Genomic DNA, 23375 nt, shown 5'->3' with positions numbered 1-23375 from the left:
CGTCTCCTGGTTGGATTGACCCATGAAAAAAAATCTGGCGCGCTGGATTCTGCGCGCATTCGGCTGGTCTGTTGAGGGCGAACGGCCGGCGTCGCCCAAGTATGTGTTGATTGCTGCGCCGCACACCTCCAACTGGGACTTCCCGCTGATGCTGCTGTTTGCCAGTGCCTTCGAGATGAAAGTGACATGGATGGCCAAGCACTCGCTGTTCTGGCCGCCCATGGGCTGGCTGATGCGGGCACTGGGCGGGATGCCGATTGAACGGCATCGCAACGTGAACACGGTCGACGCCATGGTCGCGGCTTTCCAGGATGCGGCGCAACTGGTGTTGGTGGTGCCGACCGAAGGCACCCGGGACCGGGTAGAGCACTGGAAGTCCGGCTTCTACCATATTGCCCGCAAGGCCGGCGTGCCCATTGTGCCCTCTTTCCTGGACTTTGGCCGCAAGCGCGGTGGCTTCGGCCCGGCGATGCTGCCCTCCGGCGACTTGACTGCGGACATGGATTATTTCCGTGAGTTTTACGCTGGCATGCAGGGTAAGTTCCCGGACTTGTTTGGCCCCATCCGCCTGCGCGAGGAATCCGACGCGCCCTGACACGCCGAGCGCGTCACTTCAGTAACGGAAACCAGCCTGCCAGCGCTCGTAGATGGTCTTCCACACGGGGCCCTCTTTCAGCGCCACCTCGGTCTCGAAGTAATGATTCATGCGCTTCAGGTCGGCGATATCGTCCTTGATGGCGGTCCCCACCAGGAAATCGTTGAAGTCCTCCGCCAGCATGCTGCCATCGCGGTAGTAATAGGCGTAAACCCCCATGGCGTGGGCCACGGATACGGCCTCGGCGGTGGACATTACCGCCGAGGCGAGGCGATCTGTGCTGCGCCCGTCCAGCGACTGGCCGTTGCGCAGTTCGTGGAAGATCACCACCAGGGCGCGGACGATGTCCTCATCGGGCTTCACGTCGACGCCGGATGCACGCAGGGCCTTTTCCGCCTCGCGCATGACCACGCCGATTTCATCGTCCACCGCCTTGATAGGGCGTATGGTTTCGAAGTTCATCCGTCGTTTCAGGGCGGAACTCATGTCGTTGACGCCCAGGTCGGTGGTGTTCGATGTGGCGACCAGGTTGAAACCGTCCCGGGCGTACAGGATGCCGTCGTCGCCCGCAAGCTCCGGTACCGTGATGGCGCGTTCCGACATGATCGACAGCAGGGCGTCCTGCAGGGCGGGGGCGGAGCGGGCGATCTCCTCATAGCGCACCAGCAGGCCCTGTTCCATACCGCGATAGATGGGCCCCGGGATCAGGGCCTCCTTACAGGGCCCTTTACGCTCCAGTATGGCGCTATTCCAGGTGTACAGCAGTTGCGTGACCGTCTCGATGGCCCCGCCCTGGATAATCAGTGTGGAGTTGTCGCAGATGGCGGCACAGATCAGCTCTGACAGCCAGGACTTTGCCGTACCCGGCTCGCCCACCAGCATGGCCCCGCGCTGGGTGGCCAGCGAGACGATCACCCGGGTCACGATCTCGCTGGGTGCGACGAACTTGGGTGCGATATTGCGCGCCGGATCACCGAGCACGAAAGTCTCCACGGCCCGGGGGGACAGCAACCAGCCAGGCGGTTTCGGCCAGGTGTCCTCCGAGCGCAGCCGGGCCAGTTCGTCAGCGTAGTACTCCTCCGCCGGGCGGCGTTGAATCTGCTGTGTGTGCATTTACCAGGCGCCCCGTTTCTCTGGCGCCATGCGCTCCGAGGGCAGCACCCGTGGCAGCTCGGAAAGCGGTATGACGCCCTCGGCGACGTGGGCCAGCGCGCTGTCGCGCATGGTGAGCAGGCCCGAGTCCAGGGCCACGGCGCGCAGCTGGGCGATGGGGTAGCGCAGGGAGATGCCGGTGCGGATTTCGCTGTTTACCTGCATGTATTCCACCACGGCGACGCGACCACTGGTGCCGCGATTGTTGCAGGCCTTGCAACCCGCGCCGCGATAACAGCGGAAATTGTCCGGAACACCCTCGGGGAACAGCTCGGCGAGTATGTCCGGATCCGGCTCCGCTGCCTCGCGACAGTGCGGGCAGATGCGCTTGGCCAGTTTCTGCGCGATGACAGCCATCAGTTCGCTGGCCACGGAGTTGGCATGTACCTCCAGGTCATAGATGCGCTGCAGGGCGTCCACGGCGTCGTTGGCGTGCAGGGTGGAGAGTACGACGTGGCCGGTCTGGGAGGCACGGATGGCTTCGAGGGCGGTTTCGGTGTCGCGAATCTCACCTACCAGGACGATGTCCGGGTCCAGGCGCACGAAGGAGCGCATGCCATCGGCGAAGTTGAAGCCGATGTCAGGGCGCGTCCAGGTCTGCTGAATACCCTCGATGGAATACTCGATAGGGTCCTCGATGGTCAGGACCTTGCGACGGCCGTCTTTGGCCAGCTCGGAGAGGCCGGCATAGAGCGTGGTGGATTTGCCAGAACCGGTGGGTCCCACCACCAGTACCAGGCCAGAGGGATTTTGCAGCAGGCGCCGGTAATCCCTGACCAGCCTGGAGCTCATGCCCAGGTCTTCAATGGCGACAATGTTGCCGGTCTGGGGCAGCATGCGTATCACCGCCGCCTCGCCGTGCAGGGTCGGTTGTACCTGAATACGCAGGTCGTAGTTCACGCCGCCGGCAGTGAGTTGCGAGCGGCCACCCTGTGGCAGTCGCTTTTCGGCGATATCCATGTCACCGCGAATCTTGATGACGTTGATCAGTCCCCGGGCATCCTGCGGGGCGAGACTGTAGTGATTGAGGTCGTGCAGGTCGCCGTCTACGCGCAGCCGTATGCGGGTGTGGTGCTTGTACTGTTCAATATGCAGGTCGCTGGCTCCCTCGCTGACTGCGTCCAGCAGCAGCGCATCACAGAGGGTTATCAGGTGTGCCTCTACCCGGGGCTTGTCCCGGTCGAGCAGGTCCTCATTGAGTTTCTCCTTTGGCCTGGCGGAAGTATTCCACTGCTGTTTCGCGTTGCCCTGCAGCGACAGTTCAACCGTGGTCCACAGGCGCTTGAAATCGTTTGGTGTGACCAGCACCTTGCTAACCCTTTCGTAGGGATACATGTGGAAGATGTCTTCCACCGCGCTGTCCGGATCGTCGGTGACGACCTGCAGTCCCCGGTCCTCGACACGCAGCGGTATCAGGTGATGGCTGTCGAGAAAGCTGCGCGAGAAACCCTCCATCAGGTCGGGTTGCACCTGTGGCAGCAGGTCGTCGATGGCGGCGAAAGGCATGCCTTTTTCCTCGGCGAGGCGCCGGTAGAGGGGGATGTCCTCCATGTTCAGCTTGTCGCGCAGGACCTTGATGACCGGGAGTTTCTTGTCGCGTGCCATGCGGCGCGCTTCAGACAGCATCACCTGGTCTACCATGCCCATGTCGAGCAGGGTCATGCCGGTGTCGCGTGAGAAGTCCACCATCGCCAGCTCTTTGCGCAGGGTGGCGCCGAGTTCGCTGACTTCGTAGCGGGTCAGAATCTGGCAGTCGTTTTCACCAATCTCAATGGCCAACAACATACCGCCGTCGGCCAGCTGGCCGATCAGCGGAGCCTTGTCGATAACATGGGGGGTGGAGACCAGTATGCGATCATAGGGGCCGAGATCCTCGGCACCCTGGCGGCCGTCTGCAGTGCGCTGTACGAGGTTGGCCAGGCCCAGCTCGTTAAAGCGCCTCTGCGCCTGGTGCGCCATGGCGGGGTTGATCTCCAGGGCCACGACCTGGCTGGCGAGCTTGCTGGCGAGGGCGGCGACGTAGCCGGCGCCGGTGCCGATCAGCATCACCTTGTGCTCGGGATTGATGGCCGCGTGTTCGAGTATTTCCGATACCGCGTTGGTGGGCGGGATGCTGTGGCCGATGACCAACGAAGGGTCGCTCATCTCGATGAAATGGTCACGCGGCAGTGTGCGCATGGCAATGGTGACGCGTTCTGCGACGCTCATACCCCGGTGTTTCATATATTCCCCTGTGCTTCTGCCCCGTTCTTGCTCGAGTATCCGGTATGGCCCCGGATGCTATTTGAGCTATATCAATAAACGCTCTAAGCTGCTGCAACCTTCCTGCAAAACTGTGAACCCGTGAACAGAAAGCCGATGCAATATAACGATATTAGTTACCAGACAGACGGGCGCATCGCGCGCATCACGCTGGATCGCCCGGAGCGGCTGAACGCCATTTCCATGGACATGCCGGGCGAGATCGCCGATGCCGTGGCGCGCGCCAACAAGGATGACGACGTTCATGTCATCGTGCTCACCGGGGCCGGCAGGGCATTTTGCAGTGGCTATGACCTGGTGGAGTTCGCCGAGGAGGAGGGCGAAAAGCCCGGCTCCCAGCTGGGCGACAGCCACGGCGGTCCCTGGGACCCCATGCTGGACTTTTATGGCATGTTCCAGAACACCCAGAATTTCATGTCACTGTGGAAAAGCTATAAGCCCACCATCGCCCGGGTGCAGGGCCCGGCAGTGGCCGGTGGCAGCGATATCGCCCTGGCCTGCGACATGGTGATCATGGCTGACGAGGCGGTGATCGGTTACCCGCCCGCCCGGGTCTGGGGCTGCCCCACTACCGCCATGTGGGTTTACCGCCTGGGGGCGGAAAAAGCCAAACGCATGCTGCTCACTGGCGACCTGGTAAGCGGTCCCGAGGCAGTGGAGCTGGGCCTGGTGCTGGAGTCGGTGCCGCAGGAGAAGCTGGATGAGCGGGTTGATGCCCTGGCCGCGCGGATGGCGGGGGTGCCCAAGAACCAGCTGATGATGCAGAAGCTGATGATCAACCAGGCCTACGAGAATATGGGCCTGAACAATACACAGATGTTCGCCACCCTGTTCGACGGCATCACCCGCCACAGCCCGGAGGGCGTCTGGTTCAAGCAGCGCGCTGAAGAGGTGGGGTTCAAGCAGGCTGTCAGGGAGCGCGATAGCGGCCAGCCCATTGCCGAGGGTGTCAGTCGCCCCTTGTCACCCTACAAGAGCGGGAAATAGCGCACTGGCCGTGGAGCATCGCAAACCCGAAATAGAAGGGCGGGATTCACTGGGTTATTGCGGACACTACCCAGGGATCGGTGCTATGCCCGGCCACGTCCCCTTTGGCGTGCCCGATACAGCGGGGCAGGCTCTCCTGCCTCTCGGGGACGTAGTGTAAATCCTGGACATAAAAAAAAGGGGCCGCAAGGCGGCCCCACGAGAGTGGCGAGGGGATCAGCTCGCCTGAAGCTTGAGGAACGGGTTCACGGCGCGGTATTTCCAGTCTGTGAACCGGATCGGTGCGTCCAGCACCCCGATACAGATGCAGTCGCGGTCCTGGGTCGCCGTCGGGGTGTGCTGTTGTTCGGCATCGCGCATGATGAAGTCGCCCACTTCGTAGTGGCCCTGCTCATCCGAGAAACCGCCTTCCAATACCAGGGTGAGTTCGGTGCCGCGGTGTGTGTGCTTGGGAATGCTGGCGCCGGCGCTGATGCGGTACAGGGCGAACTCGTTGTCCACGTCGCCTGTGCGCAACCTGCTGACGCGCACCTTCTTGCTGAGGTTGCGCCAGTCGAGGTCCTCATAATCGCCGTGCATCAGGCGCTGTACCAGGGGCGGCCTGGCATCGGTTTCGCCACCGTTGCCGCTGCTCTGGTAGCGCAGGGGCTCCTGCTCGTCGTCCAGGCGTGCCATCACCGTGCGCAGCAGGGAATCATCTACCTGCTGTGGCGACAGTTCCTCGAACAGTGCGGAACCGAGCTGCTGCAGCCGTTGATGGGTGCGACGGCACTGCTCGCAGTAGTTCAGGTGGAGTGACAAGCACACCGACTGGGCCAGGGGAAGCGTCCCAGAGGAGTACTCGTTAAGCAATCGTGTGTCGGGGTGGTGATTAATCATGGCACTATCTTTCTGCGGTTAACTGTAATTTCTTCATGGCCAGGCGAACTCGGGATTTTACGGTCCCCAGCGGCAGGTCCAGCTCTTCGGCAACTTCGCTGTGCGACTTGCCTTCCATATATACCTTGCTGAGAATCTGTGACTGTTCGTGGGGCAACTGTTCCAGCATCCCGCGAATGCGCACGGCATCTCGCTTCTGTTGTACGGCAGCAAACAGCTCTTCGGATTCCACCTCGGGCCAAATATCTTCGGCGTTGATGGGCGTATCGAACTTCTGCAGGCGCCGGTACATGTCGGTACGGCAGTTCCGGGCGATGGTATATATCCACGTGCTCGCCGCTGCCTTCTGGGGGTTATATCCGCTGGCCTTCTGCCAGACCTTGATCATCACCTCCTGCACCAGTTCCTCTGCATGTGCAGCGGCCAGTGCCGAGCCGTTCAGTGCAAACGCCTTGATGAGCGGGGCAAAATGCTTGAACAGCCTGGTGAATGCCTCCCTGTCGCTTTCGGCGACTTGCTGCAGGCAGACGCTCCATTCGTCATCCCGCCTGCCGCCGGCGTCAGTCCTTGGGGTTGTTGCCATTGCTGCGCTGGCTCCTGATCTGATCACTTATATGTCGCCCAGAGTTTAGCATTCACGGGGGTGTTTACGAGGGCATGGCGCACGTGGATCACTATTGTCTAGAATTGATCCAGTGGACGGTACGGGGCGTAACTAAGCTGAGGATCATTCAAGCACCCACGAGGTATAAGGTTTTAATGAAGATTGCGATCATCGGATCCGGCATATCCGGACTGGCTTGCGCCTACTATCTGCATCGGGAGCACGACGTCCATGTCCTGGAAAGGGACGCCCGCATTGGCGGCCACACGGCAACGGTGGATGTCGCCATGGGCGGCCGGCGTTTCGCTATCGATACCGGCTTTATTGTCTACAATGACTGGACCTACCCCAATTTTATTGCCCTGATGGACGAGATCGGCGTCTCCACCAAGCCCACTTCAATGAGCTTCAGCCTCTGGGATCAGGACTCCGGGCTGGAATACGCCGGCTCCAGCCTCAGTACCCTGTTCGCACAGCGGTCCAACCTGGTATCACCGCGGTTTCTTGGCATGCTGCGGGACATTGTCCGCTTTAACCGCAAGTCGGTGGAGGACCTCGAGGCAGGCCGCCTGCCGGAGGGCATGACACTGGGCGAGTACCTGCAGCGAGGCAAATACGGACGCGCATTCATAGAATACTACCTGGTACCCATGGGGTCGGCGATCTGGTCTGCTGATACCCCGGTTATGCTGGATTTCCCGCTGCAGTTCTTTGTGCGCTTTTTCCGCAATCACGGCCTGCTGAACATACGCAACCGGCCCCAGTGGCGGGTAATAGAAGGTGGATCCAGAGAATATCTCAAGCCCCTCACCGCCGGTTTTGCCAGCAATATACGCACTGGCGTGGACATCACCGGTGTGAGCCGGTCGCAGGAAGGGGCCAGCATTCGCTACGCCGATGGCAGCAGCGAGCAGTTCGATGCGGTGGTCTTCGCCTGCCACAGCGACCAGGCGCTGGCCATGCTGGAAGACGCACGGCCGGTGGAGCGTGAGGTGCTCGGCGCGATTCCTTACCAGAACAACGACGTGGTGCTACACACCGATACCCGGCTCCTGCCCCGCAACCGTCGCGCCTGGTCCGCCTGGAACTACCTGCGCCGCCCCGATACTGACCGCGCCACGCTGACTTACAACATGAACATCCTGCAGGGCTTGTCTGCTCCGGAGACCTTCTGCGTGACCCTGAATGACAGCGAGCGCATTAACCCGCACAAAGTGCTCGGCCGCTTCGAGTATGCCCACCCCGTATTCACCCTGCAGGGGATCGCTGCGCAGCAGCGGTGGCAGGAGGTCAGTCAGGGTGCGACCTGGTTTTGCGGCGCCTACTGGCGCAACGGCTTCCACGAAGACGGTGTGCACTCGGCGCTGCAGGTGGCCAAGGGTATTGGCGCCATCGCCAGCTCCGCCGACACCGCGGTGCAGAGCATGGGCAGCGCTGCGTGAGTGGAGCGATCTACAGCGGCTGGGTCCAGCACCGGCGCATGGAGCCGCGAGAGCACGGCTTTCGCTACCGCGTGTTCATGCCCCTGCTGGACCTCGACACGATGCCCGAGTTCCTCGAACGCTGTCCGGGCTGGTCGGTGCGCCGCTGGGCGCCGGCGCGCTTCCGTCGCGAAGACTTCCTCGGCGACCCGGCGGTACCGCTGAAGTGCGCGGTGCTGGATGAGGTAGAGAAAAGCTCGGGTGAACGCCCCGACGGTCGCGTACTGATGCTCGCCAACCTGCGCTATTTCGGCTACCTCATCAACCCAATTTGCTGTTTCTATTGCTATTCCAGTGACGACGAATTGCAGTATGTGGTGGCGCAGGTCACCAACACGCCCTGGAACGAGCGTTGTGCCTACGTGCTGCCGGCGCAGGGCAGGGCGGGATGGCTCGAGGCTGAGTTTGATAAAGCCATGCATGTCTCACCCTTCATGCCCATGGACATGCGCTATCGCTGGCGCAGCAACACGCCGGGTGACAAGCTGGTAGTGCACCTGGCCAACTTCCACAGCGCCGGCAAGGCATTTGACGCGACCCTGCATCTCAAGCACCGCGGCGATACCCCGGCCACGTTTGCCCGCTACCTGGCACTGTACCCGCTAATGACCCTGCAGGTGGCGGCCGGCATTTATTGGCAGGCCCTGCGCCTGTGGCTGAAACGTATTCCTTTTGTTCCCCATCCTAAAACCGTACACAGCGAGACTTAAATATGAACGATGCAAGTGTCAATGCCATCAGCGTACCCGAACTGAGAGGACACTGGCGTGGTGAGGGTTTCTCCCGCAGCATGATCAAGCGTTTGCTTGCCAGGCTCACCACCGGCTCCCTCACCGTGCGCGAAGGCGAGCGTGTGGAGCGCTTCGGTGACGTCGATGGCGACGGCATACACGCGGTGGTCAATGTGCATGACAGCCGCGTGTTCCAGCATGTGCTGACAGGCGGCGTGATGGGCTCCGGCGAATCCTACATGCTGGGTCACTGGTCTTCGCCCTGCCTGGTGGACGTTATCCGGCTGTTCTCCGCCAATATGGAAACCATGCGCTCAATGGACGCGCGCTCTTCACGGCTGCGGCAGTGGTTGTTGAAGGGACTGCACGCCCTGAACAACAACAGCCTCAGCGGTTCGCGTCGCAATATCGGCGCCCATTACGACCTGGGCAACGAGTTCTTCAAGCTGTTTCTCGACCCGACCATGATGTATTCCTCCGCGGTCTACCCGAGCGCCGATGCCAGCCTGGAGGAGGCATCCCTGCACAAGCTTGAGCTGCTCTGCCAGCAGCTGGAGTTGAGTGCCGATGATCATCTTCTGGAAATCGGCACCGGCTGGGGTGGAATGGCGGTTTACGCAGCGCAACACTACGGCTGTCGCGTTACCACCACGACCATCTCCCGTGAGCAGTACCGCCACGCCAGAAGGCGGGTCCAGGAAATGGGGCTGGAGGACAGGGTGACCGTGCTCTGCGAGGATTACCGGAAGCTCAGCGGCACCTATGACAAGATTGTGTCCATTGAAATGCTGGAGGCGGTCGGTCACCAGTATTACGGCGAGTACTTTCGCCGTTGCAGCAGCCTGCTCAAGCCGGGCGGCAAATTCGCCGTGCAGGTAATCACGGTGCAGGACCAGCGTTACGAGCAGGCGCGGGACTCCGTTGACTTTATCAAGCGTTACATTTTCCCCGGTGGCTGCCTGCCCTCCCTGGAAGTATTGTCGCGCCATGTGGCCAGGGATTCGGATATGCAGATGGTGAACCTGCGCGATATTACCGCCGATTACGCGCGCACCCTGGCAGACTGGCGCGAACGTTTCCTGGCCGCGAGAACAGCAGTCCGCGAGCAGGGTTTTGACGAGCGCTTCGAACGCATGTGGGAATTCTACCTGTGCTACTGCGAAGGCGGCTTCCGCGAGCGCATCATCAGCACCGTGCAACTGACTTTCGCCAAACCCGGCTACCGTTTCGCGGAAGCAGGCCAGTGACCCGGTACCCGCAGCGAGCGGTGGCGCTCGCCGGTGCAGTGTGCGCCGCCAGTGTCCTGTCATTCCCCGCACATGCTGTGCAGGCGGTGGGTGAGGCCCGGGGTGCGGACGGTGGTGAGCTGCGCTACACCGAGCACCACAGCTGTTCCGAAGCCGGCACCCTGTGTCAGGTAGAGTACCGTGACACCCAGGGCAACCTGTTCGCCCGCAAGAGTCTAGACTACTCGCTGTCCAAACACGCGCCCAGCCTTGAGCTGGAATATTTACCGGACGGGCGCACCCTGCGGGTAGAGCGAGAAGCGACCGGGGATCTGGTGGTGGACGCGGGCTTCGACCATTACATGCGCTCCAGCTGGGATATGCTGGCGCAGGGCGAGCCGGTGCAGTTCGAGTTCCTGCCCGCGGGCCGGGATGCTCCGCTGTCGATGCGTGCGGAACCGGTGGAGGAGGCCTGCCCGAACCAGCGCCTGTGTGTGAAGGTCAGGCTGGACAACTGGCTGCTGGGTGCCGTGGTGCCGCCGATTCGCCTGCAGTACGACCGCGATAACCAGCGGCTGATGCAATACCTGGGTATCAGTAACCTGCGTGACAGCGACGGCAACAGCCAGCAGGTGCGCATCGATTACAGCTACCCCGCCGCTTCAGACCCTGTTCCCGCAGAGCGCTCCTGATACGCTGCCAGGGCCATCTCCCGGGCTTCCTTGTGATCGACAATGGGGTGGGGGTAATCAGCCCCGAGCTCGACACCCTCTGCTGCCAGCAGCATGGGCGGCATATCCCAGGGGTCGTGAATGTGCCTGGCAGGCAAGGCTGCCAGCTCTGGCACCCAGCGCCGCACGTAATCGCCATCGGGGTCGAATTTCTTTCCCTGTAGCACGGGATTGAATATCCGGAACCAGGGCGATGCATCGGCGCCACAGCCGGCGACCCACTGCCACCCGCCGCTGTTATTGGCCAGATCAGCATCCACCAGGGTGTCCCAGAACCACTTTGCCCCCCATTGCCACGGCACCAGCAGGTGCTTGGTGAGGAAGGACGCACAGATCATGCGTACCCGGTTGTGCATGAAACCTGTCTGCCACAGCTCACGCATGCCCGCGTCCACGATCGGGTAACCGGTGCGGCCCTGGCACCAGGCCCGGTAGCCTTCTTCGTTGGCCTGCCAGGGCATATTCCTGAAATCATCCTTGAACGGCTGCGCATCGATGTGCGGAAAGTGGTACAGCAGGTGCTGGTTGAACTCGCGCCAGCCCAGCTCGGCAAGGAACTTCTCGCGGTCGTCCTCGAGGTCGTCGGTGCCCGCTGCGCGCAGTGTTGCCAGCACCTGGCGCGGGGATATCTCGCCCCAGTGCAGGTGCGGTGACAGCCGGGACGTGCCCGCCACCCCGGGTTTGTCCCGATCATCGCGGTAGCCTTCCAGCGCGCGCTCAATGAATGTTTCCAGCGCGCGGGCGGCACCGGATGTCCCGGGGCTCCACATGTCCTGCCACTCCGGCGATGGTTGCCACTGTTTCGGTAACAGGTCCCAGTCGTCTGTGGCCAGTCCTGATACTACCCCGGCTGCGAAGGCGCCATCTCCCGGCGGCTGCGCCAGCTTGTCTGTGGGCAGTTGCGAGCGGCAACGGCGCCAGAATGGCGTGAACACCTTGAACGCTTCGCCCGACTGGTTGAGGATGTCCCCCGGCGCAAACAACAGTGCGCCGGGCAGGGTATGCAGGGAGACGTCCTGTGCCTCCAGCTGTTTACCAACCCGGGCTTCCAGTTCCCGGTTCCAGGGTTCATAGGCCTGGCTGCAATACACACGCCCGGCACCGGTTTCAGACGCCAGTTGCGCCAGTGCCTCGTCACTGCGCCCGCGACGAACCACGAGTTCTCCTCCTTTTGCCGTGATCTGTTCGGCCAGTGAGAGCAGGCTGTGGTGCAGCCACCACTGGCTGGCTTCACCGAGTGCCCACTCGCCGGGGGAGGCGTCGTCGAGGATGAAACAGGGGAGTACGGTGGTACCGCTATCGGCGGCAGCCTGTGCGGCTGCATTCAGGGCGGGGAGGTCAGCCAGGCGCAGGTCCTGGCGAAACCAGTAGAGTACCGGTGCGGGTTTATCGGTCATGGGCTGGTTCCTGTCGCGGCCGTCAAGGGCTGTGGGTCGTAGTCTTTCAGGTAGGCCAGGAGTTGCTCCCGGTCGCTGGCACTTTCATGGGTTGAGGTCTTCAGGTGCAGCGGCTGTGCCTCGCGATCCATGAACAGTTGCCCGCTGACCCGGGCGGCTTCGGTGGCGACGGCCAGCCACACGATCGTGTCCGCGCCTTCCTCCGGGCTGCGCAGGGCGAAGCGCGTCAGCGAATGGAATGCCGGTAGGGAGGAGGCCACGCCGGGGGTGTCGGCCCAGCCCGGGTGCATGGCGTTGACCACAATCCCGTCATCCTGCCAGTCACGCGCCCACTTCCGGGTAACCACCATGAGTGCGCGCTTGGCGCGAGCGTAGGCCACGGCGCCGGAGAATTTCTCGGCGGAGCGGGCCTCCAGGTTCTTCATCGACAGCTTCTGCGTGTACATGCCGCCCGATACCACGTTGATGACCCGGGCGCTGCCGCTGGCGGATGCCAGCAGCGGCTGCAGGGCCAGGGTCATGCGATAGGGGCTGAGCAACAACAGTGCCAGACTGCGCTCTATGCCTTCCTCGGTCCTGGCATAGTCGTTGAAGAGTGCGCCGGCGTTATTGATGAGGATGTCGATCGGCTGGCCCCGGGCCAGCAGCCGCGCACAGAGCGCATCGACCTGGGCCAGCAGGCTCAGGTCCGCCAGTTCGACGCTGATTTCCGCATTGCCGGTCTCCTCCACCAGCTCGCGACGCACCGCATCGGCACGCTTCGGGTCGCGCATCACCAGGGTGAGGGTGGCGCCGCGCCGGGCCAGTTCCCTGGCGCTGGCCAGCCCGAGCCCGGAGGAGGTGCCGGTGATAACCGCATGCTTGCCGCGCATATCGGCAGACATGGGGTGCCAGGAGTTGCGGGCACGCTGGTAGCCGAAGCGGGTAAAACGCAGCACATGGCCTGGGCTGCCGGTGGTGTCGTCGCCCTGCATACCGGCTGGTGCCGGAAAGTCATCATCAAGCGCCCGCTTGAGGCCAGCGACCGAGGCGCGCCCCATGCGCTCCAGGCCAGCCTGCATCGCCCCTGACAGGCGTCGCAGCAGGGGCTTGAAGCGGAACTCGGCGCGATAGTCGATCCGGGTCGCGCCGTCCTCGCCTTCGGTAAAAGTGATAGTGTCCTCTACATCGAAGAACCGGCCCTTGCCCAAAAGAACCAGTCGGTGCGGCGCATCGTATTGCGTAATCGTGTAGTGCAGGTCCAGTGAGCCCAGTGGCAGGGCGCAGGTCACCAGGAATTCGGAGCCGGCCCCCGGCTGGCCGCGGGTGAGCCGCCGGGCGCTGGTGGCGGTGGCGTCCCACTCGGTAGTGGTGGTGAAATCGGCCACATAGGCGAAGGCCTCGCCAATCGGGCGCTTGACCTGGATGGATTCTGATAGGGTCGTCATAGCCTTCTCGGCGGTCCTGTAGAGAAAGGGGTCAGGGCTAGTTACGCACAGTTTCACGAATCGGCTCAGGCCGCGGCCTGTGTCCGGAAATCACCGGTATCATGCGCAGAATGTCAAGCGGGCAGGCGCGGCACACAGTAGACTATACTGCTTAATAAATAAGCAATCGAGGTTGATCATGACCGCCGCACAAGAAACCCTGTCCAGCGACAACGCCGCCATGCTGCGTGCTCACTTTGAACTCCAGCGCGAAGCGTATCACGCCAATCCCTACCCGGATTACCAGCAGCGCAAGGAGGATCTGCTCAACCTCAAACGCATGGTATCCGAGAACATGGATGCCATTATCGAGGCTATCAGCGCGGACTATGGCAACCGCTCGCGCCATGAAACCCAGTTCGCAGAGATCATATCCGCGACCGACGGCATCAACGACACCATCAAGCACCTCAAGAAGTGGATGAAGGTGCAGAAGCGCCACGTTGACCAGTCCCTGTTCCCGGGGGGCAAGAACCGCGTGATGCCGCAGCCGCTGGGCGTTGTGGGGATGATCGTGCCGTGGAATTTTCCCATCAACCTGAGCGTGGTCCCGCTGGCGGCAGCCCTCGCTGCAGGTAATCGCGCCATGGTCAAAATGTCTGAGAACTCCATCAACCTGACGCGCCTGCTGATGGAGCTGTCACCGAAGTACCTGCCGGAAGACAAGCTGCGCTTCTTCGAAGAGACGGGCAGCGTGGGGATCGAGTTCTCGCAGATACCGTTCGACTTGATTATTTTCACCGGTTCGGGCCAGACCGGGAGGAAAGTGATGGCCGCCGCGGCACAAAACCTCACCCCGGTAGTACTTGAACTGGGCGGCAAGGCGCCGGCCGTGATCGACCCCAATTACAACCTCAAGCGCGCTGTCGAGCGCATCATGTTCGTCAAGCAGTTCAACGCCGGCCAGATCTGCACCAATGTGGACTACGTGTTCGTGCATGAAAGCCAGCGCGAGGAATTCATCAGGCTGGCGCAGGAGTACGTGGCCAAACACTGTCCTGACATCGAGCACACGGATTACACCTCGGTGATTGATGATCGCTCGGTCAAGCGGCTGGCGGATACACTGGAGGACGCGCGCGCCAAGGGCGCTACCATCGTCAACCTGAACGGCGACCAGCAGATCAATTACGAGACCCGCAAGTTCCCGTTGCACCTGGTGCTGGACACCACCGATGACATGGTGATTCGTCACCGCGAAACGTTCGGGCCGCTGCTGAAGGTGATGATGTACCGGGATCACGAGGAGGTGGTGCAGCACATCAACAAGTACGACCGTCCCCTGGCCCTGTACCCGTTCACTAACGACCGCGAGTTGCAGGACATGTACATCCGGCGCGTGATGTCGGGTGGTGTCACGGTCAACGATGCCCTGTTCCATGTGGCCCAGCATGACATTCCCTTCGGTGGTGTCGGTCCCAGCGGCATGGGTCATTACCACGGCCGGGAAGGGTTCACGACGTTCAGCAAGTTGCGCCCGATCTACTACCAGCCAGCGTTCTCACCGATGAAGTTCCTGCGCCCCCCTTACGGCAAGTTTGCCACCCGGGTTTACAACCTGCTGGTCAAGCTCAAGTCCTAGGCCTGCATGATGCAGCCGCCCCGGCCTCCCGGCCGGGGCGGCTGCTGCGGTGTTGCGCTGTCGCTGCGGCGACAGCCTTCGCGCGTGGCTACCACCATGGTCGAATTGCCAGTGACCGGCGAAAGGGGGTAGTTTCAGGGGGATTACCGTCAACAGGAACAGGCATATGACTAATACCGAACTCTGGCAGCAGGCCGCCGGGAACATCCACTGGTATAAGGCGCCGACAACAGTACTGGATGAAAGTAATCCGCCGTTTTATCGCTGGTTCCCCGACGGTACCACCAACGCCTGCTATAACGCGCTGGACATCCATGTCGAGCAGGGCAGGGGCGAGCAGGCTGCGTTGATCTACGACAGCCCGGTTACGGATACCAAACGCCAGTACACCTACGCACAATTGCTGGACCAGGTCTCCCGTTTTGCCGGTGTCCTCGCTGGCCTGGGTGTGGCCAAGGGCGACCGGGTCATTGTCTATATGCCGATGGTGCCCGAGGCGCTGATTGCCATGCTCGCCTGCGCCCGTCTCGGTGCCGTGCACTCGGTGGTATTCGGTGGTTTTGCCAGTAATGAACTGGCCGTGCGCATTGACGATGCCGCACCGAAGGTCATTGTATCGGCCACTTGCGGGGTCGAGCCCTCGCGCATAGTGCCCTACAAGCCACTGCTGGATGACGCTATCGAGCTGGCAGAACACAAGCCCGGCCACACCGTTATCCTGCACCGGCCGATGCAGGATGCTGCCATGGTGGAAGGGCGTGACCTGGACTGGGAGCAGGCTGTAGCCGCTGCCGAGCCGGCGCCGTGCACGCCCGTGGCCGCCAATGACCCGCTGTATATTCTCTACACCTCCGGTACCACGGGGCAGCCCAAGGGCGTGGTGCGTGATACCGGTGGCAGTATTGTCGCGCTCAAGTGGAGCATGAAGAACGTCTATAACGTGGAACCCGGCGACGTGTACTGGGCAGCCTCCGACGTCGGCTGGGTGGTGGGGCATTCCTATATTGTCTACGGCCCGCTGTTCAACGGTAACACCACGGTAATTTACGAGGGCAAGCCGGTGGGTACGCCGGACCCGGGCGCATTCTGGCGAGTGATTTCCGAGTACAACGTCAAGGTGATGTTTACCGCCCCCACCGCCTTTCGCGCCATCAAGAAGGAAGACCCCGAAGGCAAGTATCTGCAGCAGTATGACCTGTCCTGCCTGGATGCATTGTTCCTGGCCGGTGAGCGCTGCGACCCGAATACGCTGGAATGGGCGCAGGATAAACTGGGCGTCCCGGTGATCGATCACTGGTGGCAGACGGAAACCGGCTGGCCGATCTGTTCCAATTGCCTGGGCATTGAGTTGCTGCCTGTTGTGCCGGGGTCGCCCGCCCGCGCGGTGCCGGGTTACGACGTGCAGGTGCTGGATGAGAATGGTGAGCAGGTGGCTGCCGGAGACATCGGTGCCCTGGTCGTCAAGCAACCTTTGCCTCCCGGTACCTTTACCACCCTGTGGAATGCGGAAGACCGCTATGTCAGCGCCTATTTCAGCCGCTATCCCGGCTATTACGAAACCGGGGATGCCGGTTACATCGACGAGAATGGCTATATATTCGTCATGGCGCGCACGGATGACGTGATCAACGTGGCCGGGCATCGCCTGTCCACCGGTGCCATGGAAGAAGTGCTTGCCGAGCATCCTGATGTCGCGGAGTGCGCCGTGGTGGGCGTGGCCGACCAGATGAAGGGGCAGTTGCCGCTCGGGCTGCTGGTGCTCAATGCCGGGGTTGATCGCCCGGCCGAGGACATTGCCGCCGAATGTATCCAGCACATGCGCGACAAGATCGGCCCGGTCGCAGCCTTTAAACTCTGCGCCGTGGTGGACCGACTGCCGAAAACACGCTCAGGGAAAATACTTCGCGGCACCATGCGCAGTATTGCCGACGGCGAAAGCTGGAAAATGCCCGCCACCATTGATGACCCGGTGATCCTGGACGAGATCACGGCCGCACTGAAAGCGCTCGGTTACGCGCAGTAAAAGCCGTATAAAGCTGGCCAGGGCCGCAGAGTTAATCTACCGTAACGGTAATCTGGCCTGGGGCATGAATATGCGGATTGACCGACTGCGCGCTGTCAGGGCGGGCAGCGCACTGGTGTTGCTACTGCTGCTGGCGGCCTGTGCCGGCCCGCTGCAGCGTTCCGTACAGGGCGACGAGCCTGCCATGGCGAAGTCGTCAGACGCCTTCTGGCAGCATATCGAATCCGGCACTCGTCACGACTGGTTTTACCTGCTCAATGAGGGTGAGGAGGCCATGCGTTGGCGCCTGCGTATGATCGACAGCGCTCACCACTCTATCGATATGGAGACCTTCCTGTGGTCTGCGGATACCGCCGGCTCCAGGGTGGTCAATCACCTGCTGGCGGCGGCGGATCGTGGGGTCAAAGTGCGTCTGCTGGTGGATGACTCCTTCACAGTGCATGCAGACCTGGCACTGCTGTCCCTGGATGCTCATCCCAATGTCGCGCTGCGGGTGTACAACCCCTATCGCGAGCGCGGGGGCGGCGTCGTGGGCCGTACCCTGTTCAACCTCGATGATTTCCACCGCGTCAATCATCGCCTGCACAACAAAACGCTCATCGTCGACGGCTGGGCCGTGTTGGTTGGCGGGCGCAATATGGCCAACGAATATTTTGGCCTCGACGATCTCTACAACTTCCGCGACATGGAGTTGCTGGCCATGGGCAACAGCGTGGCGCAGGCCGGCGCACACTTTGCCGCGTTCTGGAATAGCGACTGGACCTTTCCGGCAACCGATGTATTCGGTAGCCCGCCGGCGGGCGAGGACCTGGCCGCGCTGCGCGCGCGCCTGTGGCAGGATCGCGGCGAGCCGGATATGGAGAGCGAGCAGCAACTGGCAGCGGCCTGGCGCGAGCTGGCCTCCAGCGCGGAAGCCGGCGGTGCGGCCTTTGTGGCCGATGAGCCGCTGTTGAAAACCGCGACGCAGGCGCCGACGCAGCTGGGCGATTATATCGTTGAGCAGATTGCATCAGCGCAGCGCGAGGTGATCCTGGTGTCGGCGTACTTTGTTCCCACCGAACGCCTTGCGACGCTAATCGAAAGCACCATAGCGCGCGGGGTCAGGGTGCGTGTATTAACCAATTCCATGCGCTCCAACAATCACCTGCCCGCCCACGCCGCCTACCATGGCTACGTGCGCCGCCTGGTCGAGGCGGGTGTCGAGTTGTACGAACTGCGCGTTGACGCCGAGGACCGCAACCTCTATATGCGTGGTCCGGTAGAGGACAAGAAACTTGGCCTGCATGCCAAGTTCATGCTGCTGGATGACGACAGGGTGATGGTTGGCAGCAGCAACCTGGACCCGAGATCGCTCAAGCTGAATACGGAAGTCGCGCTCATGGTAACCAGCCCCGAACTGAACCGGGCCCTGCGCGCAGCGATCGCCGTGGACTTCCTGCCGCGCAACGCCTGGTCCGTGCAGCTCGACGATGCCCAGCGCCTGGTATGGGTTAACGACAGCGTGCGCCTGTATCACCCGCCTGCTGAATCCACGTTTCAGCAGCTGGAAGACTGGTTTTTGGGGCTGTTGCCCATCGATGCGGAAATGTAGGCAGCCGCTTATCCGTTGGAGAACTGCGCCAGTTGTTCAGTGGCGTCGCGGTAACCCGCCTCGATCCTCGGCCCGATGTGTTTTGGGTCCAGGTCCAGTACCGAACTGATCCCCGGGTCGATCCGGGGCGCCACCACGCCGACGCGCGTCTCGCCCAATACCACCTCGCCACTCTCGGCCAGGGCCCGTGTATGCGCCTTGAGGTCGCGGCCGTACTGCAGAGCCAGGGCCTGACTCAGTGACTGGCTGGAACCGAGTGTCACCAGGTCGAACATGCGCGTGACGGCCTCCCGGGTGGTGCGCGGCGCGTCGGTCACCTGTCCGCCCGCCGGGCTCAGCATGACCACCAATATCTCTGTCGCCCCGGCCTCGATCGCGGGAAACACCGGGGTATTGGCGAGCACGCCACCATCCCAGTAGAGCTCGCCGTTGATCTCGCACCAGGGAAATACGACGGGTATGGCGCAGGATGCCAGCAGGTGTTCGATGCTCAGTTGTTCTGCGCTGAAGTACTCGACCATGGCCCGTCGCACGTTGGTGGCGGCGACGGTGAGCCGTGGATGCGCCTGGCGCAGTGTCTCCTCGTCCAGGACCTCTGCGAGTACATCACGCAGGGGACCGTTGTCGATCAGGGCGGGCCATGGGGGATGCCGGCCAAGGAGGGTGTTGATACGGTATTTGAGGCGCTTCCACACCGAGACGCGCAGCACGCGCTTCTGGTGCAGGGAGTACCACAGTTGCTCCATGTCGTCGGCGCCCCAGCCACTGCAGATAAAGGCACCGTTGAGTGAGCCGATGGAGGTGCCGCACACCAGGTCGGGCTGCCAGTTCAACTCCTGCAGGCGGCGCCAGACACCGACCTGGTAGGCCCCCCGGCCACCGCCACCGGAGAGCACCAGGGCACGGCGCACGGGCCGGGTCTCCATGTGCGGCTAGCCGCCTTCAATAGCTTGCAGCGGCACGCGATACACCTCTGCGCCGCCATTGATCTCAACAGTCCAGAGGTCACCCTCCAGTACTGCCTTCACTTCGCGTCCGCCGGTGGCGTTGACGTAGTCGCGCATGAAGTTGATGGTGAACTCCTCACCGGCGGGGCTGGTGAGGGTGATGGATGCCTCGCCACCCTCCATGCGGGCAATGCCGGCAGGGCAGCTGCCAAAGCCGGCCTGCTCGCCTGTCCGACAGGGCAGCAGCGTGGTGGCGTCGTAGTCATCGGTGGAGTAGGGGTAGGTGGGGGAATCCTTGTCGGCGTCGGTGTTCATGGCCGTGGTCATCCAGTACACGTAGACGCTTTCCCCGGGCAGGCGAAAAATCAGCCCGGCACTGCCGAGACCGCTTTCCCGGTAGACGGCGTTGCCCTGTTGATCGCGAAAGTTACCGGCCACGTCATCGACGGGCACCAGGTCGTGGGTAACCCCGTCCTCGCGACTGATCACCACATGCCCCTGCCTCTGGGAGAAAGTGCAATCAAGTGATGCCGAGGCATGGTCCTCGCCTTTGGGATAGATGTCGCAGCGCGCCTGGGTTGAATCCGCCAGGCTTGCGCTGGCAGCTGCGAGAGCAGCCAGCGCCGTCAGGGTAAGGCTTATTGTGTTCACCAATGTGATCCTCTTGAACAGTGGTTGGGTCAGGTTTCAGGTGTCAGCGATGCCGCGGCGACGCAACTGCAGGGTCAGTGTCACCGCGAATCCCTATCAGGCCTTCTTGAGCACACCAATCAGGAACAGCAGCACCACCGCCCCGATGGTTGCGGAAATAATCGAGCCGATAATGCCTGTCGCACTCAGGCCCAGCACGCCCAGCAGGAAGCCGCCGATGAAGGCACCCACCACGCCGATGACGATGTTGCCGAGCAGACCCAAGCCGCCGCCTTTCATGATATTGCCGGCCAGCCAGCCGGCGATGGCACCGATGATAAGAAAAATAACCAGTCCTGTGATATCCATAAGCGAGCCCCTTTTTGCTGTTGCAATCATGTGAGTTGAGATCATCCATGCCGGCGCCAAAACGGTTAATGCAAGCGCTGACACCATCGATTATAGTGCAGAAGAAGAAACCTGCCCGGACGCACGTTCGTTGCATCAAGGAGAGAAGCGGAGTGCGGGCCTTTAGCGCTTGCTGCCTGCTGACGATGCCATTTGGAACTGTGCCGGGTAGCCGTATGCAACTTTTATCTGCGCATTTGAGGTAGACAGATATGGACGATGCGACATCTCGTGACCAGATTCCCGAGCCCGCCCATCCGCTGGACAGGAAGAGCCGCCTGCCCGGGGAAAAGCACGAGGAGATGGCCGCTGATTTTCACGAGGCCCATCGTATTGATCGTATACTCGAGTCCTCTGCTTATATACCGGCCACCGAGGACGTGGCTTTCCTGCAGGGCAGCGATGCCCGTGGCGTGCGGCTGCAGCTGGATTACCTCAAGCCCGAGTTGACCATGCGCGAGCTGGGTATCGAAAACACGATTGTGGTCTTTGGCGGAACCCGCATATCCGAACTCGGTGAATCGGAAAAGTCGGTAAAACGCCTGCGCGCGCAGCTGGATAAACAGCCAGATGATGTCACGCTGCAGCGCAAGCTTGCCGTAGCCGAACGCGTTCTGGAAAAGAGTCATTTCTATGAGGTCGCCAGGGACTTTTCCAGCCTGGTGGCGGCGTCCGGAGGCGGGCCGTCTGATCACCGGCTGGTAGTGATGACAGGCGGCGGGCCGGGCATTATGGAGGCCGCTAATCGCGGCGCCAGCGAGGCGGGTGCGCAAACGGTGGGTCTCAACATTACCCTGCCCAGGGAACAGTTTCCCAATCCCTACCTCACGCCGGAGCTGTGTTTCCAGTTCAACTACTTCGCCCTGAGGAAGATGCATTTTATGCTGAGGGCGCGTGCCCTGGTGGCGTTCCCGGGCGGATACGGCACGCTTGATGAGCTGTTCGAAACGCTGACCCTGATACAGACGCGCAAGATCGAGCCATTGCCGGTAGTGCTGGTTGGCGAGAGCTTCTGGCGCAGGCTGGTCGATATTGATTTTCTGGCTGATGAGGGAGTCATCGATGACGAGGATCGCGATCTATTCTGGTACGCCGACACCGCCGAGGATATCTGGGAGGGGCTCAAGCTCTGGTACCGCAAGGCGGGTAAAGCACTGGCTCCGGGCGTTGACTAAGCCCGCGCAGCGCAGCTAGTACCGGACTCATTGTCATGGAGCATTTCCAGGTATTGCTGGCAGGTGTGACCGCGGTCATCCTGTTTATTTTTGGCCTGGAAAACTTCTCACGGGAAATCGAGCAGATTTCCGGTGAACAGTTCCGTCGCACCTTATCCCGGGTCACTACGATTCCTGTTTTCGGCGCAATGATCAATTTCATTCCCTATTCCCGACGTCTCTCTGACAAATTAAACAATTTCGCCTACCTTGGTAGCACCATGACCCCGCCCTCGGCGGAGGAGGAATCGTGATATCACACGATAAAGAAGACTTGCTCGAGAACGTACAGGACCTCAATCCTGTCGAGGCGGCCTCGCTGCTGGGAGCGCAGCCCAGCGAATCCATCAAGGAAGTTCTGGCGGCACTGCCCGGGCAGCAGGCGCTGGACATCGCCTCACACCTGCCGGGCAGCATCTCTCCCGAGGGTGCCGAGACGGTGGCGCTGGTAGGTGACCTGGATGTCAGCGTCGGTGAGATAATGTCGCCGGCAATCGGCACGGTGTCGCCCACTACAACCGTAGCGGGTGCCATTGACGACATTGTGCACCGGGAGTCTGTTACCGAGGTAACGTATTTCTACGTGGTCGACGAGCGCGGTGTATTGCTCGGTGTGGTGACCCTGAGAGACCTGCTGCTGAGCAAGCCTGGGCAGGTGGTGGCGGAAATCATGACGCCGGAACCGTTCAGCTTTACGCCCGCAACAAGCCTGGGTGATGCGGTACAGGCCGCGCTGAACAAACATTACCGCCTGTACCCCGTGGTTGACGAGGACGGTGTGTTGCAGGGCGTGATTTACGGCTGGCAACTGTTTGAGTGCGTGGCCGGGGAGATCAATGCCCAGACCGGTACCCTGGTGGGCCTGGACAAGGAGGAGCGTATCAGCACGCCCTTGCTCGAGTCATTCCGCATGCGGCATCCCTGGTTACAGATCAACCTGCTCACCGCGTTTGCCGCCGCCTTTGTGGTCGGTGTATTCGAGAGCACGATCGCACAGATTGTTGCCCTGGCCGTGTTCCTGCCTGTGCTGGCCGGCCAGAGTGGCAACACCGGTTGCCAGGCACTGGCGATTACCCTGCGTGGAATCACGCTGGGTGAACTGGGCGATTACCCGGTGAAGAAACTGGTCGCCAAGGAAATCACACTCGGTGCGCTCAACGGCTTCCTGGTGGGGCTGGTGGCGGCAGCCGCCATGTGGGTCTACGCCTCGGGTATGGGCATGCAGGAACCCGCCATGCTGGCGCTGGTGATTCTTGTCGCCATGACCGGGGCCTGCATGTGCAGTGGCCTGTTCGGTGTCATGGTGCCGTTGACGCTCAAACGCTGGGGTGCCGACCCGGCCATGGCCAGCAGCATCTTCCTGACCACAATGACAGACATTGTCGGCATGGGCCTGATGCTGGCGCTGGCTACAGCCATCGTTTTGTAGCGCCGCTGCGCCGTCAGGCCGTCGCGCCGCTGGAAACACG

Annotated in this window: 21 protein-coding genes; 12 read left to right on the top strand and 9 right to left on the bottom strand. The window is 61.8% G+C overall.

Annotation, left to right across the window (positions count from 1 at the left end; all coding sequences use genetic code 11):
- The first annotated feature begins 22 nt into the window (after positions 1–22).
- Entirely contained in the window at positions 23–595 is a 573-nt protein-coding gene (locus tag F0M18_RS00945) for a lysophospholipid acyltransferase family protein (RefSeq protein WP_149609513.1), read from the top strand.
- An 18-nt stretch (positions 596–613) separates the two neighbouring features.
- Here the strand turns inward: F0M18_RS00945 and F0M18_RS00940 are convergent, their stop codons facing one another.
- The gene (locus F0M18_RS00940; protein WP_149609512.1) at positions 614–1708 is read right to left on the bottom strand and encodes an ATP-binding protein; all 1095 of its coding nucleotides are present in this window, start codon (positions 1706–1708) and stop codon (positions 614–616) included.
- Positions 1709–3970: an ATPase, T2SS/T4P/T4SS family gene (locus F0M18_RS00935; RefSeq protein ID WP_149609511.1), complete on the bottom strand. Its 2262-nt coding sequence runs from the start codon at positions 3968–3970 to the stop codon at positions 1709–1711. It lies immediately after the preceding gene.
- Between the two features lie 135 nt (positions 3971–4105).
- On the opposite strand from F0M18_RS00935, the gene F0M18_RS00930 reads away from it, so the two are divergent.
- A complete protein-coding gene (locus F0M18_RS00930; RefSeq protein WP_149609510.1) occupies positions 4106–4996 on the top strand; it encodes a crotonase/enoyl-CoA hydratase family protein in 891 nt (296 codons plus the stop codon).
- Positions 4997–5212: 216 nt separating this feature from the next.
- On the opposite strand, the gene F0M18_RS00925 is transcribed toward F0M18_RS00930, so the two are convergent.
- Positions 5213–5875 carry a ChrR family anti-sigma-E factor gene (locus F0M18_RS00925; protein ID WP_149609509.1) on the bottom strand — a complete coding sequence of 221 codons (663 nt, stop codon included), beginning with the start codon at positions 5873–5875 and terminating at the stop codon, positions 5213–5215.
- Positions 5876–5879: 4 nt separating this feature from the next.
- Complete coding sequence (locus F0M18_RS00920; RefSeq protein WP_149609508.1) at positions 5880–6458, bottom strand: sigma-70 family RNA polymerase sigma factor; 579 nt, start codon at positions 6456–6458, stop codon at positions 5880–5882.
- 176 nt (positions 6459–6634) lie between these two features.
- Here F0M18_RS00920 and F0M18_RS00915 point away from each other — a divergent pair, with 176 nt between their 5' ends.
- The 4 genes from F0M18_RS00915 to F0M18_RS00900 are packed head-to-tail and all read left to right on the top strand — an operon-like array spanning position 6635 to position 10609.
- Entirely contained in the window at positions 6635–7921 is a 1287-nt protein-coding gene (locus tag F0M18_RS00915; protein WP_149609507.1) for an NAD(P)/FAD-dependent oxidoreductase, read from the top strand.
- Positions 7918–8670, top strand: coding sequence for a DUF1365 domain-containing protein (locus tag F0M18_RS00910; RefSeq protein ID WP_149609506.1), 753 nt, complete (start codon positions 7918–7920; stop codon positions 8668–8670). The genes F0M18_RS00915 and F0M18_RS00910 overlap by 4 nt, the downstream gene beginning before the upstream one ends.
- A gap of 2 nt (positions 8671–8672) precedes the next feature.
- Positions 8673–9938, top strand: coding sequence for an SAM-dependent methyltransferase (locus F0M18_RS00905; RefSeq protein WP_149609505.1), 1266 nt, complete (start codon positions 8673–8675; stop codon positions 9936–9938).
- Positions 9935–10609 carry a hypothetical protein gene (locus tag F0M18_RS00900; RefSeq protein WP_149609504.1) on the top strand — a complete coding sequence of 225 codons (675 nt, stop codon included), beginning with the start codon at positions 9935–9937 and terminating at the stop codon, positions 10607–10609. Before F0M18_RS00905 ends, F0M18_RS00900 begins: the two co-directional genes overlap by 4 nt.
- Here F0M18_RS00900 and F0M18_RS00895 read toward each other — a convergent pair.
- Both F0M18_RS00895 and F0M18_RS00890 read right to left on the bottom strand, forming a co-directional pair.
- Positions 10567–12045: a cryptochrome/photolyase family protein gene (locus F0M18_RS00895; protein ID WP_149609503.1), complete on the bottom strand. Its 1479-nt coding sequence runs from the start codon at positions 12043–12045 to the stop codon at positions 10567–10569. The genes F0M18_RS00900 and F0M18_RS00895 overlap by 43 nt on opposite strands.
- Entirely contained in the window at positions 12042–13472 is a 1431-nt protein-coding gene (locus tag F0M18_RS00890; RefSeq protein ID WP_149609502.1) for an SDR family NAD(P)-dependent oxidoreductase, read from the bottom strand. Before F0M18_RS00890 ends, F0M18_RS00895 begins: the two co-directional genes overlap by 4 nt.
- 178 nt (positions 13473–13650) lie before the next feature.
- Here F0M18_RS00890 and F0M18_RS00885 point away from each other — a divergent pair, with 178 nt between their 5' ends.
- From F0M18_RS00885 to F0M18_RS00875, 3 genes are all read left to right on the top strand, one after another.
- Positions 13651–15093 carry a coniferyl aldehyde dehydrogenase gene (locus F0M18_RS00885; protein ID WP_149609501.1) on the top strand — a complete coding sequence of 481 codons (1443 nt, stop codon included), beginning with the start codon at positions 13651–13653 and terminating at the stop codon, positions 15091–15093.
- 166 nt (positions 15094–15259) lie between these two features.
- Positions 15260–17116, top strand: coding sequence for a propionyl-CoA synthetase (locus F0M18_RS00880; RefSeq protein ID WP_149609500.1), 1857 nt, complete (start codon positions 15260–15262; stop codon positions 17114–17116).
- Positions 17117–17180: 64 nt separating this feature from the next.
- On the top strand, positions 17181–18707 hold the full coding sequence (locus F0M18_RS00875; RefSeq protein WP_149609499.1) for a phospholipase D-like domain-containing protein: 1527 nt from the start codon (positions 17181–17183) through the stop codon (positions 18705–18707).
- A gap of 8 nt (positions 18708–18715) precedes the next feature.
- Here F0M18_RS00875 and F0M18_RS00870 read toward each other — a convergent pair whose 3' ends face one another.
- The 3 genes from F0M18_RS00870 to F0M18_RS00860 all read right to left on the bottom strand — a co-directional run bounded on the left by F0M18_RS00870 (position 18716) and on the right by F0M18_RS00860 (position 20653).
- Positions 18716–19633, bottom strand: a complete 918-nt coding sequence (locus F0M18_RS00870) for a patatin-like phospholipase family protein (RefSeq protein ID WP_149609498.1) — start codon at positions 19631–19633, stop codon at positions 18716–18718.
- A gap of 6 nt (positions 19634–19639) precedes the next feature.
- A complete protein-coding gene (locus F0M18_RS00865) occupies positions 19640–20305 on the bottom strand; it encodes a hypothetical protein (protein ID WP_188109537.1) in 666 nt (221 codons plus the stop codon).
- A gap of 96 nt (positions 20306–20401) precedes the next feature.
- Positions 20402–20653: a GlsB/YeaQ/YmgE family stress response membrane protein gene (locus F0M18_RS00860; protein WP_149609496.1), complete on the bottom strand. Its 252-nt coding sequence runs from the start codon at positions 20651–20653 to the stop codon at positions 20402–20404.
- Between the two features lie 251 nt (positions 20654–20904).
- Between F0M18_RS00860 and F0M18_RS00855 the strand changes: the two genes are divergently transcribed.
- Genes F0M18_RS00855 through F0M18_RS00845 form a run of 3 tightly spaced genes read left to right on the top strand, consistent with a single transcriptional unit; the run spans position 20905 to position 23335 of the window.
- The gene (locus F0M18_RS00855; protein ID WP_149609495.1) at positions 20905–21867 is read left to right on the top strand and encodes an LOG family protein; all 963 of its coding nucleotides are present in this window, start codon (positions 20905–20907) and stop codon (positions 21865–21867) included.
- Between the two features lie 35 nt (positions 21868–21902).
- Positions 21903–22160, top strand: a complete 258-nt coding sequence (locus F0M18_RS00850; protein ID WP_149609494.1) for a hypothetical protein — start codon at positions 21903–21905, stop codon at positions 22158–22160.
- On the top strand, positions 22157–23335 hold the full coding sequence (locus tag F0M18_RS00845; RefSeq protein WP_149609493.1) for a magnesium transporter: 1179 nt from the start codon (positions 22157–22159) through the stop codon (positions 23333–23335). The genes F0M18_RS00850 and F0M18_RS00845 overlap by 4 nt, the downstream gene beginning before the upstream one ends.
- Positions 23336–23375 lie beyond the last annotated feature (40 nt).

Origin of the sequence: Pseudohalioglobus sediminis (assembly GCF_008370495.1) — a bacterium.
Classification (GTDB): Bacteria; Pseudomonadota; Gammaproteobacteria; order Pseudomonadales; family Halieaceae; genus Halioglobus.
Note: the sequence above shows the minus strand (reverse complement) of the source record. Positions and strands in the feature narration are given on the sequence as shown.

Bases quoted from the DNA above. Each gene is read 5' to 3' on its own strand.
- F0M18_RS00895 (WP_149609503.1), bottom strand. From the start codon at position 12,045: ATGACCGATAAACCCGCACCGGTACTCTACTGGTTTCGCCAGGACCTG.
- F0M18_RS00880 (WP_149609500.1), top strand. From the start codon at position 15,260: ATGACTAATACCGAACTCTGGCAGCAGGCCGCCGGGAACATCCACTGG.
- F0M18_RS00945 (WP_149609513.1), top strand. From the start codon at position 23: ATGAAAAAAAATCTGGCGCGCTGGATTCTGCGCGCATTCGGCTGGTCT.
- F0M18_RS00870 (WP_149609498.1), bottom strand. From the start codon at position 19,633: ATGGAGACCCGGCCCGTGCGCCGTGCCCTGGTGCTCTCCGGTGGCGGT.
- F0M18_RS00885 (WP_149609501.1), top strand. From the start codon at position 13,651: ATGACCGCCGCACAAGAAACCCTGTCCAGCGACAACGCCGCCATGCTG.
- F0M18_RS00850 (WP_149609494.1), top strand. From the start codon at position 21,903: ATGGAGCATTTCCAGGTATTGCTGGCAGGTGTGACCGCGGTCATCCTG.
- F0M18_RS00860 (WP_149609496.1), bottom strand. From the start codon at position 20,653: ATGGATATCACAGGACTGGTTATTTTTCTTATCATCGGTGCCATCGCC.
- F0M18_RS00875 (WP_149609499.1), top strand. From the start codon at position 17,181: ATGAATATGCGGATTGACCGACTGCGCGCTGTCAGGGCGGGCAGCGCA.
- F0M18_RS00905 (WP_149609505.1), top strand. From the start codon at position 8,673: ATGAACGATGCAAGTGTCAATGCCATCAGCGTACCCGAACTGAGAGGA.
- F0M18_RS00890 (WP_149609502.1), bottom strand. From the start codon at position 13,472: ATGACGACCCTATCAGAATCCATCCAGGTCAAGCGCCCGATTGGCGAG.
- F0M18_RS00930 (WP_149609510.1), top strand. From the start codon at position 4,106: ATGCAATATAACGATATTAGTTACCAGACAGACGGGCGCATCGCGCGC.
- F0M18_RS00935 (WP_149609511.1), bottom strand. From the start codon at position 3,970: ATGAAACACCGGGGTATGAGCGTCGCAGAACGCGTCACCATTGCCATG.
- F0M18_RS00855 (WP_149609495.1), top strand. From the start codon at position 20,905: ATGGACGATGCGACATCTCGTGACCAGATTCCCGAGCCCGCCCATCCG.
- F0M18_RS00925 (WP_149609509.1), bottom strand. From the start codon at position 5,875: ATGATTAATCACCACCCCGACACACGATTGCTTAACGAGTACTCCTCT.
- F0M18_RS00915 (WP_149609507.1), top strand. From the start codon at position 6,635: ATGAAGATTGCGATCATCGGATCCGGCATATCCGGACTGGCTTGCGCC.
- F0M18_RS00920 (WP_149609508.1), bottom strand. From the start codon at position 6,458: ATGGCAACAACCCCAAGGACTGACGCCGGCGGCAGGCGGGATGACGAA.
- F0M18_RS00940 (WP_149609512.1), bottom strand. From the start codon at position 1,708: ATGCACACACAGCAGATTCAACGCCGCCCGGCGGAGGAGTACTACGCT.